This window comes from Phocaeicola sartorii JCM 17136 = DSM 21941 (assembly GCF_054653615.1).
Window position 1 is genome coordinate 146,862 of the sequence record NZ_BAAIFW010000005.1, and the last position, 13,179, is coordinate 160,040.

At 45.5% G+C, this 13,179-nt stretch carries 7 protein-coding genes; 2 read left to right on the top strand and 5 right to left on the bottom strand.

The window, feature by feature from the left end; genetic code table 11:
* Positions 1-118 precede the first annotated feature (118 nt).
* Together ACYQ0C_RS00735 and ACYQ0C_RS00740 are read left to right on the top strand one after the other, a co-directional pair.
* Entirely contained in the window at positions 119-1,978 is a 1,860-nt protein-coding gene (locus tag ACYQ0C_RS00735) for a S8 family serine peptidase (protein WP_016275166.1), read from the top strand.
* Between the two features lie 19 nt (positions 1,979-1,997).
* On the top strand, positions 1,998-2,978 hold the full coding sequence (locus ACYQ0C_RS00740) for a PorV/PorQ family protein (RefSeq protein WP_016275167.1): 981 nt from the start codon (positions 1,998-2,000) through the stop codon (positions 2,976-2,978).
* A gap of 170 nt (positions 2,979-3,148) precedes the next feature.
* Here ACYQ0C_RS00740 and ACYQ0C_RS00745 read toward each other — a convergent pair whose 3' ends face one another.
* From ACYQ0C_RS00745 to ACYQ0C_RS00765, 5 genes are all read right to left on the bottom strand, one after another.
* On the bottom strand, positions 3,149-5,728 hold the full coding sequence (locus ACYQ0C_RS00745; protein ID WP_016275168.1) for an alpha-amylase family glycosyl hydrolase: 2,580 nt from the start codon (positions 5,726-5,728) through the stop codon (positions 3,149-3,151).
* Between the two features lie 89 nt (positions 5,729-5,817).
* Complete coding sequence (locus tag ACYQ0C_RS00750) at positions 5,818-7,233, bottom strand: SusF/SusE family outer membrane protein (RefSeq protein WP_032941360.1); 1,416 nt, start codon at positions 7,231-7,233, stop codon at positions 5,818-5,820.
* 23 nt (positions 7,234-7,256) lie between these two features.
* Positions 7,257-8,393, bottom strand: coding sequence for a SusF/SusE family carbohydrate-binding protein (locus tag ACYQ0C_RS00755; RefSeq protein WP_016275170.1), 1,137 nt, complete (start codon positions 8,391-8,393; stop codon positions 7,257-7,259).
* 28 nt (positions 8,394-8,421) lie between these two features.
* Positions 8,422-10,116 carry a RagB/SusD family nutrient uptake outer membrane protein gene (locus tag ACYQ0C_RS00760; protein WP_016275171.1) on the bottom strand — a complete coding sequence of 565 codons (1,695 nt, stop codon included), beginning with the start codon at positions 10,114-10,116 and terminating at the stop codon, positions 8,422-8,424.
* A gap of 12 nt (positions 10,117-10,128) precedes the next feature.
* The gene (locus ACYQ0C_RS00765) at positions 10,129-13,158 is read right to left on the bottom strand and encodes a SusC/RagA family TonB-linked outer membrane protein (protein ID WP_257463636.1); all 3,030 of its coding nucleotides are present in this window, start codon (positions 13,156-13,158) and stop codon (positions 10,129-10,131) included.
* Positions 13,159-13,179: the final 21 nt, after the last annotated feature.

The following is a 13,179-nucleotide window of genomic DNA, read 5'->3' on the forward strand; positions in this document are numbered from 1 at the left end:
ATTGAATAGGAGGAAAAGTCTTAAGGATGAGGTTTCCTCTTTTTTATTGTAAGATCGGGAAAATACGCTATATTTGTGAAATAATTAAATACTTCAATTAACAACACAAGATAGTATAATGAAAAAGACCGTCTTTTTTTTCCTGATGACTATATTGATAGCCTCATGCCATCAAGAAGAACTTTCTTCTGTTCCAGATGAACCGGAAGGGAAACAGCCTGTTTTTGATTTATCGGAAGAAGAGGTGCTTCAGGGTTGCATTTATGTGAAATTGAAAGAAGAACCAGCCGGAGAGGTGGGGGTAAGGAGCATAGGCAACACGGTAACGACAGGAGTCAAGGTATTGGATCGGGCTGCTTCTTCTTTGAAAATCGAGAGAATGGAACGTACTTTCCCTTATGCCGGCAAGTTTGAAGAACGTACCCGTAAAGAGGGGCTTCATTTATGGTATAATGTCTGGTTCTCTAAAGAGACATCGGCCACCCGTGCTGCTACCGAAGTGGCTTTTCTGGATGGTATTGAAATGGCTGTACCTGTTCCTAAGATTGTATCCAGGGCAACGCCGGAAACAGCGTGGAGCCTGTATGGCGTCCGGACGGGAGAGTGGCTGTTCAATGATCCGGATCTGTCCAGACAATGGTATCTGGATAATCCCGGTACGGAGTCTTGGCAGAAGAAGGGTGCGGATATCCGTTTGTTTGATGTGTGGAAACAATATAATGGGAATCCGGCTGTCATTGTAGCGGTTGTAGATGGAGGCATTAATCAGGAACATCCTGATTTGCAGGATAATCTATGGACGAATCCGGATGAGATACCAGGTAATGGTATGGATGATGATGGCAATGGATATGTGGATGACATACATGGTTATAATTTTGTGGATGATAATGCGACTTTGGTTCCTCACCGCCATGGGACTCATGTGGCGGGCACTATCGGTGCGACAAATAATAATGGAACAGGTATCAGCAGCATTGCAGGGGGGGACGGAACTCCCGGCAGTGGGGTGAGACTCATGAGTTGTCAGATTTTGAAAAGCCTTACCTCTATCGGAGGAGAAGTAGCTTCTGATCCGTTTATTGCCGCAGCGATTAAGTATGGCGCTGATAATGGAGCTGTCATCAGCCAGAACAGCTGGGGATACGCTGCCACTAGGGCGGGAAGGAATGCTTCTTCGTATATTAATCCTGTACATAAGGAAGCTATTGATTACTTTATAAAATATGCCGGATGTGATAACAAAGGAGAGCAACTTGACGGAAGTCCCATGAAGGGAGGTATTGTATTGTTTGCATCAGGTAATGCGAATACGTCCGATCCCAGGATAGCGGCACCGGCTGATTATGAAAAGGTTGTTGCGGTTGCAGCCATTGAGGCCGATTATAGGAAAGCTTCTTATTCCAATTATGGCACTTATACGGATATTTCTGCTCCCGGCGGATCGTTGGATGGAGACGGACGGATTTGGAGCACGACTACGGAACGATCCAATAATTATGAATACTTGGCTGGTACATCGATGGCGTGCCCGCTGGTCAGTGCTGTAGCGGCCTTGGTGATAGAGAAGTATGGGGTAGGCAAGAAAGGGTTTACACCGGAGGCTTTGAAGGAGATCCTCTATCAGAGTGCATACGACTTGGATGAATATAATCCGCGATATGCCGGTCAGTTAGGACACGGATGTGTGGATGCCGCTGCCGCTTTAGAGATCGATGTCTCCAATCTTCATCCTTTTATCTTAAAATCCAATCAAATAACTGATAATATGCTGATATTCAGTGTGAGCAGTAGTATGTCCGGCAATGGGAAATTGATTTTGTATAATGGCATCGGCAGCAAGGTGCTGGATCTTCATCTGGAACTTGAAGCCGCATCCCTGCATGCTGTGGACATAACCAAACTCTCTGCCGGATATTATACCTTAGTGTATCAGGCTAAAGGAATGGAATTCAGAGAGAAATTTATCAAGTACTAATCCCGAAAAAATAAAGAATATGAGACGAATAGGATTAGGTCTGTTTATAATAGGCATAACTTTTGCCAAGGCTTATGCTCAGGAGGATTACGGACCTGTCAATACCGGAGCGGCAAACTATCTGACTATACCGGCCGATGCGCGCAGCGCGGCCATGGGGGGAGCCGGTGTGGCGGCTCCGGGAGGAGATCATGCCGTTTTTCATAATGGTGCGGCAGCTTTATCGGATGTGACGCGCAGAGGTGGGGTTGCTTATACTTATTCTCCATGGATGCGTGACTATGAGTCCGGATACTCTCTTCATTGCTTGGGTGGTTTTTACAAAATCAATCAGCGTAATGCCATTCTGTTAGGTTTCCGTTATTTCGGCTATCCGGAGATGGATGGAACAGGGGAGGGTGTTTCGGGCATACATCCCAAAGAAATAGCCGTGGAGGCTGGTTATGCATACGAGGTTATAAAGAATTTTTCTGTTTCCGCTACTTTCAAATACTTGTTTTCGGATATGGGCAGGATAGGCAATAGCCGTGGCGCAAGTTCTGTGGCGTTTGATTTAGGAGTATTGTATAAGTGCGGGATAAATGATTGGGAGGGCGCCGGCTGGTCGGTCGGGCTTCATGCGAGTAATCTTGGACCGAAAATAAACTATCTGACTTCTAAAGAGGCTCTTCCTGCAACGGTTAAAGTGGGAGGTGCTGCCGACCTGCCTTTTTTACAAATGCATAAATTGACTTTGACTGCCGATTTGGGTTACAGACTTTCACCTGCCGACGTACAGGCGTTAAGTGTAAGTGCCGGTGCGGAATATGCATGGAGGGAACTGGTGATGTTGCGTGGTGGTTATCATTGCGGTGATAAGAAGAAAGGAGATGCCAGTTATGCTACTGCTGGAGCGGGAGTGGAATATGCCGGTGTGCGTCTGGATTTTGCATGGCTGTTTGCAGGGCATGAATACCTTGCCCGAAATACGTTCTGGGCGTCTTTAGGATACTCTTTTTAGACAGAACGTAAGAGCAGTGCTTGCAGTAACCGTCGGATCGTTGGCTGTAGGGGCGGATTGAATTTGCCCGGATACACCTTCTTTGTGGTATCAGGCAGAAGCATTCCGCCCCTACAGGGAACACGATGGTAGTGAAAAAACTTATCAGACAGCCTCGCCAAGATCAACAATTAGTTGAGGCATGGGAAAGTTGTCAGAATACGGTAACTGTGTGCCGGAATTTCCATTTTCTGAGTTGCATCTTTCACTTCAACCTCATCACCGGTGAGATAATCATACCATTTGCCTGTAACGGGGAAAGTAACGGTATATGCTCCATCGGTCTTGCTGAAGTTTCCGGCAACTAACATGTGCTTGGTTGTGGAAGATAAAGTGATGAATCTTCCTTGCCCCCAGTTGCTTGTACCGACTTCCCATGAGAATTGGCTGGTGCTGGTAAATAATTCGGGATTATCATTGCGTAATTTTATCAGCCGTGAATAACTATCGTGTAAAGCCTTGCGGTCTTTGTTCTCCAGATATTCCCAGTGTAGCGGTTTCTTTCCTGTCCGGCCGTTCTCTTCGATGGAAACATCGTATCCCATCTCTCCGAACTGCCAGATCATTTTAGGGCCGGGTACAGTGAAGAAGAAGGATGCGTTCACTTCAAGTTGCCGCATACGGGTGGTTAAGTCTGTTTTCAATGCTTCATCTCCCCATTGGGTTTGCTTGTAGGCGGCTCGTTCTTCGTCATGGCTTTCCATAAATCCTATCCATGCGGGGATACTTTCGTACAGTCCGTCAAATGCGCTGTCATCGTTCCAACCCATGGCGGTCTGGCAATAGGCGTTATTCATGTTCCGCCATAAGTGCATACCGTCTTCGGCCAGTTCTTTTTCTTCTTTGCTATCACAGAAATGTTCCAGGATAACGTATGCCTCGGGTTTCACTTCTTTGATGGCTGCGTGGTAATCTTTCAGAATCTCGATGCGGCTCTTGTCGTAATTGGAAGCGCTACTTTCGGTTGATGCGGCTTGTGTAAAACCTTTAGTCAGGTCGAAACGGAATCCGTCTATATGGTATTCATTCAATAAGAATTGCAGATTGCGTTTCACGAATTTACGTACCAAAGGACTTTCATGATTGAAGTCGTGGAATACGCTGTAAGGGTGAGGTGCGTCTACGTTAAAGTAGGGATTGTTTGGGGCTGTCTTATTGTTTGCGCTGTTCCAGTACAATTTGGCAAACGGCATACTTCCGGTTGCATGATTGTAAACTACATCAAAAATAACTGCCATTCCTGCCTTGTGGCACGCATCAATGAAGTCTTTGTACATTTTCTTTGTTCCATACGCTTTGTCCAGAGCAAAGAAGAAGCATGGATTGTATCCCCAGCTATCGTTGCCGTCAAATTCCTGGACAGGCATTAATTCAATGGCATTAACACCCAGTGATTTCAAATAATCCAGTTTTTGCATGGCTCCATTGAGGTCATTACTTGCCGTGAAATCACGGAGAAGCATCTCATAAATGACTAGTTGTTCCGGATTGGGTATCTTGAAGTCAGATACTGACCAGCGGTAGTTATCCTGCTGTATCTTGAAAACGGATACGATTCCTTTTCCTCCTTCGGGATAACTTTTGTTATCCGGATAAGTGGAAGAGGATATATAGGAGTCATTATCAGGATCGAGTATCTTTTCGCAATAGGCGTCTCCCAGACGGATGGTTTCACCATTTCTGGTACCTACATAATATTGGAAGGCATATTCTTTGTTTGCATCCAGATTTCTGAGAGTGATCCACCAGCAACCGCTGGCATCATCGCGATACATCTGGCAATTGTCTTCGTTGCTAAGTTGCCAATGATTGAAATCACCTACCACATGGGCGAAATCTTTATGGTTCCCGTCCGTGTCTTTATCGTAAAGGACGAGGGTGACTGTAGAGTTGTCTATAATGTTGATGCCTTCTGCTACATTTTCAGGCAACGTTCCTTTCTTGATAGAGGCCGGAACAAATTCTTGGTAAGTATTGTCTGTGACAGGTATAAAGAGGTCTTCGGTTTGCAGACTTCCATCTTCGTTGCGGAGTACGAATCCTAATTTTTTGACCGGGGTCTTTTCTGAACTGTACCATTGGCGGATGGACGGAGATAAGGTAAGCGTCCATACATTATTATCCAGTTGGGACATTTTACACTTGTCCGTGTTTTCATTCCATTCACTTTGTACGTATGACCAAGAGCCTTCACTGATAATGCCTGTATGTGCATATACTGTTCCCTGATAGTTATATAGGAGAGAAGAGCTGGCCGCTCTGTAGTAGATGGTCAGCGGTCGGTCGGCATCAGGCTCTTCCAAAGAATAGCTGAGTCCTTCGGGTATGACAATGGGTTTGGGGGTTTGGGAGATGGTGAACGATTTTTGTGCGCTTCCCGCTATCAGGTTCAGATGGACATTCCGGGTGGCATCGCTTTCGTTTTCATTGACGGTGATGCAGACAGTAACAGTTCCGGCTTCTCCCCGGGTCGGAGTTACGATGCACCAGTTGTTTGCTCCAGGTTCATCCAGTGCAGCCTGCCAGGCTCTGCCGGCTGTAAAAGTGATGCTTCTTACTCCGGGTTGTGAGGCGAATGTCATTCCATTGGCAAAGAAGTTCTCACTTTCAGGAGCCGGAGTGATGGAATCGGTCAAGTTATCGTCATCGGAACAGGCAGTGAATAAACTCGCGACGAGTCCTAGGAAAAAAAGAAAAGTATATTTTTTCATAATCTTGTTATTTAAGGGGTAAGATGAAAAAAGACATCAGGCACTATCGGATAAACGGTAGGTGCTTGATGTCTTTTCGGATCAATTATTTAGCGTTTGACTACAGTGGCATGATAGTTGCTTGCGTCTCCTAATTTTAGGGTAATGACATAAGTACCAGCTTCGGTAGTGATATTGTCTCCTCCATAAGTCAGATGGTTCAAGTCTCCACCCAGATTAATATCCCATTTGTTATTGGCGCGGAATTTATAGTTTCCGGCTGCCAGTTCGGTTGTTATACTCCATTCACCGGTTTCCGCATTCAGTGTCATGGGGGTTGAATTGTCCCATCCTCCTTGGGTCGCGTCGCCTATTATTCCCCATTCGGTTTTACTGAATTTATAAGTCAAGGTGGACAGGTTGGCTTCTATACGATAAAATCCGGTTTCTGTGACACTCAGGTTTCCGGCTCCTCCATCGGTGCTCAGTTCGGTGTCACTGGCATAGCCATAGTTTGTACCCTTCCAGTCTTTCTGTGAGGTAAGTTTAAATGTGTTATCCGCATCCATATAGATATAGCCGTCATAATGAGTCATATCCGTAGAATAAAGATAAGGCGCCGTCTCTGGTTTCCATCCTTGGTGTCCGCCCGGAACGTAAAGGAACGGGCTGATATTTCCCAATGCTTCTATCTTATAGGTATATTCCAGCATGTTCAAGGTGATTTTCACCCATCCTTTGGCAGGGATTTTTCCGGCTTGCGGGTTTTCTGTCACTAACAGGCCGCTCTCAGAGTCGTCACCGTTTGTGGCTACGCCCAGTGCCCCCGGTGCCCAAATATCTCCGCCATCGACATTGCTTTGTGGAATAATCTTCCAGTAACATTCATCCTTGGGCATTTCCACAATCATGCTGAAAACCGGATCTTCATATACATCTTTTCCGCTATGACCGAATTTTATCAATGCTTCGGAATTCCATTCATTTACATCCCCTATCAAGTAATAGGCGGTGTCGATGAACAAAGCTTCGGGAGTCGCTTCAATTTTTCCCAGTGTTATTTTTTCCGGAAGGGCTATTGCTGAGGTGTGGCTTACGATATAGATTGTCGCGCGTGCATAGAGTGTCCGTGCATAGGGAGCTTTGCCATAGATCTCTTTTACAACCTCTTCCAGTTCTCCTGCAGTGACGGAAGCTGTTCCGTTTTTAACGCTACAGGGCAAGGGGACTGCTTGGGTGAAGGTTTCATCTTTCGAAACTTCCACTTTCAGATTGATGGTGTCTCCTTCTGTCAGTTCCGGATGGTCGGTCAGTTTGGCAACTTCCAGCAGGGTTGCATCATCCAAGTCCTTGAAAAGGATCGGGGCTGTGCATGAACTTCCTAAAGACAGGGTGAACCCTTCTACGTTTTGTACTGGTTCTTGCGGGTTGGTCTGTGGCAATGCGAAATGATCGTTGACGTTGTCATCGCAGCCCGTCAGGGCTGCAATGAATATCAATAACATATATAAATTAATTTTTTTCATAATCTTGTAATTTAAGGGATGATTTACTTGATGGCGCCTTTATTGTCAATAAAGTTCAGATAGGCTTTTTGACCTGCATTTCCCATGGCGCGTTCCTGGTCTTCACCGGTACCGCGATATTCTATCTTACCTCCCAGAATAATAAATTCGCTTTTCCACCAGTCAATGTCTGCTAACTTGATGCACATGCGTACTTCGCCGGATGCAACGAAGGCGGGGGATACGAATTCTCCTTTGCCCTCGGGAACGGTAAACATATTGGCCTCTGTGAATGAGTCCCAGCCGCCGGAAGTATCACCGGTCAGATACACTTCGGGCTTGTAGAAATCGACTGCGTATTTATAATTCCGTCCTTCGAGAGTGACTTTCACGACTACTATATACCATCCCGGATTACCAATCTCAATGTTATCTTCGCCTCCTGCATCCACCAGTTTTTTAGATGCTTCACTGATGGTCACTCCCTGGATTCCTACTTGATTGTTGTCCCACGATGTAGCTGTATTCAGTTTGAATGCGGCTTTATTTCCGTCTGCATCGGCTCCCAGATATTGCATGGACCAGAACATACCTTCGTTGGAATGAACCGGAATCATGGAATAACATTTGCTCCAATCCCAGTCGCACACACTGCCGATGAGATATAGATTGGTGGGCAGAGTCACTGCGGGCAAAGCATAATAGGGGAGAACTTGTGGCAATTCTATGATGTTCGAGGTGATGGTGCTGCCTGCTATCTCGGATTTGTTGTCGGTCAGGGCGGAAGCCGTCAGACGAACATACAAAGGTATGGGGGCTTTGGGAAACTCGTCTTCATTTACTCCTAATAAATTGGAAATAGCGACAGCAACTTCTTGTGCGTCCACTTCCATTTTGGCTGTTGAATACTTGGTGTCCAGAGTCGCATTCTTTTCAAAAGCCTGGTCCAGAGCGATTTCTACAGTATAGCGCGTGGCAGCTGTGAAACCATAATCGGGCTGTGAACAGGTCAGTTGTATGGTGGCTGTGTTCTTTAAATCATAGATGCCCGATGCGTATTTAGGAACATTAAGCACAAACTCGGTCGGCTCTGTGAAGACAGGAGTGCCCTCATCGTCCGAGCACGCTACAAGTGTGCTCAGACTGAATACGAGGATGAATAAGTATATCATCTTTTTCATTGTTTCTCAAATTTATAAGGTTAAACTGTTATTTTAGTGTGGCATAGCCCGGATTCTGAACCAAGTTCGGATTGGCTGTCAAGTCTTTATCGCTGATGGGATAGATATTGAACTTGCTGTCAATATTGGCTATACCTTCTTGAGGGCCGCCTTTGTAGTCCCAGGCATATTCTTTAGTGAATTTGCCGAAGCGTATCAGATCCGAGCGGCGCTGACCTTCCCAATATAGTTCACGGGAGCGTTCCGCTAAAATGAAATCCAGAGTCAGATCGGAACCGGAGATATTGCCCGATTTGTCACCGTTGGCTCTTTCGCGCAATAAGTTGATATAACCTACAGCGGTAGAGACATCAGCTCCGGTTGCTTGTCGTGCGGCACATTCCGCATAAATTAAATAGATGTCAGCCAGTCGGAACAGGGGGAAGTCTGTGTCGGGCCATGCGGAAGGGGTGACTTCATTCTGATCCCAGCCCAGATTGGTGAATTTGTGGCAGAGATAACCGCTGTTCCAATCGGTCAGGACAGGAACTACGTCTCTACGGGTTTTCACTCCTTGCTCTGTGCAGTTGTCTCCGTTTTCACCATCCACATATTCCTTTACATCAAAGAATATAAAACGACTGTCTTTCTTTAAGGTGCTTCCGTGGTGGTCGTATCCTGCCACCGGTGAATAATCGAATTGTTTGACTAGTTGTGAACAGGGCTTTAAACAAGTCCATGAGGCGTCCATGCCAAACCATTTGGGATTAAGCAAACCACCGTAGGCTGCCGCTGTGACCATAATGCTGTTTCCATAGCTTTTGGCATTTTCACCATCGCAAGGAATGGCGAAAATAATCTCATTGCCATGCAACGGGGAAAGATGATTCTCGCCACAGAACAGATTCCTGTAATTCTTTTCCAATCCGAAGCCCCCTTCATGAATGACTTTATTGGCATAAGAGACTGCCTGGTCGTACATGGGTGTACCTGTATATACTTCGGCATTGAGGTACATCTTGGCTAAAAGGGTATTGACTACAGGTTTAGTCATGCGCCCGTAGGTGCCCATCGTACCTTTCTCCGGCAGAGAACTGTTTTCTGAAAGATCTTTCAATTCGGTTACCACTTTGTCGAATATTTCTTTAGCTCCCAATTGGGATGGTTTCCAGGACTTGTCATTAGTGGGGCTGTCATCCCATACCCATCCCGGGTTTCTATATACATCAATCAGATAGTAATAGTTCATGGCTCGCAGGGCACGGACTTCATCTCTGAATTGTTTGATATTAGGTATTCCGCAGTCTTCCGGATAATTGTCTAGAAATTCTTTGCAATACCGGATGTTCAGCATGGCTCTTTGATAAAATGTATAAGCGTAGAACAGGGTATAGTCCCAATTATTGGTACAGAGTTCCACTATACCTTCATCTTTCCAGTTCCAAAGGGCTTCATCGGTAGGGTATAGCTCAAGGGACAGCAGTCCGCGCAGGAAACATAAAGAACCCTGATCCGGACCCTGAAGGTCTTGAACACCTCCCGAAGGTCCTACATTGCCGGACAAGCCGAAACCGCTATAAATTTTGGCGAGGAAAGACTGGCAGTCTGACTCATTGATAATTTCGGACTGGCCTTTGTCTATGATTGGATTTTGATCCAGATCATTTATGCAGGAGGATGTGGACAGGCAGAGAATGGCTGCTCCTACGAAAACGTATTTTTTTATGTTAAGATTGAATTTCATACTGTTTCTTTATTAAAAGTTGATATTAACACCGAACAATACACTGATAGGACGAGGATATACCTGGCGGTCCATACCTCCGTCTACTTCAGGATCGAGGCCGTCATACGGAGTGATGGTAATGGGATTTTGTACAGTGGCATACAGGCGTCCCGACAAACCGTGGTATTTAGCTCCTTGGAGGAAATTCTCAAAGGAATATCCCAATGTGATATTATCTATCTTCAAAAAAGAAGCGTTTTGGATGTAATAATCCGACTGGCGCTGTCTTTCTTGGAAATTGGTCCTGAATGCGGCTTTCGGTTGATTGGACAAAGCGCTGTTGCTGAAAATGGCGCTGGTGCCGATAGCGGCATTGGCTGCTATACCGTTGTAGTTATAGTTCCCTATGCTGGCGCGTCCGTTAAAACCGAAGTCCCAGTTCTTATATGATACTTTGGAGTTGAATCCCATAATCACGTCAGCGGTGGGCTTATGATACTGGTATAAGTCCTTTTCAGTCACTTCACCATCACCGTTACGGTCAACATAGACTCCTTCCATCGGGTTACCATTCTTGTCATATACTTGTTCAAATACATAATAAGTTCCGGGAGCATAGCCTACGCTGTGTATTTTAATGGTCTTGCCACCATCACCTCCGGTCGATTCAAAGCGTTTGCCCGGTGAGTCGCTGTTGTCATTGTAGTCCAGTTTGGTAATTTCAGTTTTGTTCCAAGCAACATTGAAGCCTAAATCCCAGTTCCATGTAGAACTAACGATGGGTTTTGCATTGATGGCAAATTCAAAACCGGTATTTTTCAATGAACCGATATTGGCCACCACATATTCGGCAAAGTCGGTACCTGCAGGAACATTCACTTCGACATTGATCAGGTCTTTTGTATCGCGGATGTAAAAATCGGCCGAACCGTTGATACGGTTGTTAAAGAACCCATAGTCTATACCCACATTATAAGTAGTGGTCTGCTCCCATTTCAAATCGGGGCTGGAAGCTGAAGGTGATACTACATTCACCCATTTTACATTTCCTGACTCATCATAGATGGGATACATGGCACCACCTTGACCGTATCTCCAGAAAGACATATAAGGATAATCACCTTGCTGGATATCTTGCTGGCCGGTGATACCCCATCCCAAACGAAGTTTCAATTCACTTAAATCCTTGAACTTTTTCAAGAAAGCTTCTTCGTTCATTTTCCATCCTAGGGCTACGGAAGGGAATAATCCCCAACGGTTGTTCTTGGCAAAACGTGAAGAGGCGTCATCGCGTAAAGTGAAAGTCAACAGGTACTTGTCCCATGCCGTATAGTTCAAACGTCCGTAAAATGATAATAGGACATATTGGGATTCAGCCGGTTGCTGGTCTCCGTTCATGCTTGTTCTTTCACCGAAGTTCTCTTCGTTTCTTGAAAGATACCATGTCTCTTTGTTGCTTTCATAATGATATTTCTGATAGGAATAACCTGCCATGACATCAAAGTGCTGCTTGGCGAAATCCTTGCTGTATTGTGCATAGAAATCAAGTAAGGTATTTCTTCTTTCGTAAAAGTAAAGGTAGTTGCTTCCCGATTTCAGAGGGTCTTCACCATACGAACCGGGGGCGGTGGGATCAACATATTTGTCACCGTCACTCTTGGTATAGTCCATGCCCACATTCAGGTTCAGACGCAGGTCGGGCAGAAAATGGACTTTATAGTCAAATTGGGCATTCCCGATGAAGGATTTGACTTTTGACTGGTCGTCTGTCATCTCAAGTAGGGATACAGGGTTGACACCGGCAGAGGATGCCTTTGTACCGTTGGGGTCATTATCCGTAGTCCAGGTGAAGTATCCGCCGAATTTATTGTTGTCATTCTTAACGGGCTTGGTGGGGTCGAAAGACACTGCACCCACAACGGCACCGGTGTCAGCGAACTGATTTTTGATGTAAATGCCTTTGGCGTTCAGGTTCATGTTCAAATGATCGTCAAAGAATTTGGGAGTCAAAGAAACGCTTCCGGTGTAACGCTCAAAGTTCGAGGTCTTCAGGATACCATTTTGATTGGTATAACCAAAAGAAACACGGTAGGGAAGATAGTCCTTGACAGAACCGTAGGCACTGATATTGTGTTCTGTGGAAACAGCGGTTCTCATCACTTCGTCCTGCCAGTCGGTGTTTACTCCCGGATAAAGGTTGACGGCTGTAATCATGGCTTCCGTTGCGTTGGGGTTGTTGATGATGAAATCGCGGTATTCGTCTCCTGTCATGACATCTATTTTATTTTTCCGGGTGCTGACAGAGACATTGCCCGAATAGTTTATCTTCACAGAACCTGTCTTGCCTTTCTTGGTAGTAATGATGATTACACCATTAGAGGCACGGGAGCCGTAGATGGCGGTTGCCGATGCATCTTTTAATACCGTGAAACTTTCTATGTCGGTGGGGTTGACCGAACTTAGGGGATTCGAGAGGCCTTCTACGGAACCTGAACTCATGACTACTCCGTCAATTACAATTAACGGATCGTTGCTGGCGGTCAGAGAGGAACCTCCACGGATGCGGATGGCTGAACCTCCACCCGGCTGTCCTGTCGATGTGGCTACATTGACACCTGCCACTTTACCGGCAATCATGTCTTGAGGGCTGACTGTAAGACCTTTGTTCTTTTCTTCCGCTTTGATGGCAGTCACAGAGCCGGTAGCATCGTTCTTTTTTACCGTACCATAACCGATAACCACAACGTCTTGCAACATTTGCGAATCATCTTTCAAAAGAATGTTTAGAGATGGGGCGGCGGGGACCTCCTGTGACTGATATCCGATAAATGAAATAACGATTATATCACCTTTATTGGCATTTAACTGGAAGTTGCCGTCAAAATCTGTGATAGTACCATTGGTTGTTCCTTTCACCACAACATTGGCTCCAATAATTGGTTCGCCTGTTGTGTCCTTTACAAGTCCTTTAACAGTCATTTGTTGAGCAAATGCGTCTATGGACAAGAAGCATCCTACCATTAACATTAGTAGGACCTTGAACATCAAGTTTCTTTTCATGTCTTTAAATTTAAAGTTAAA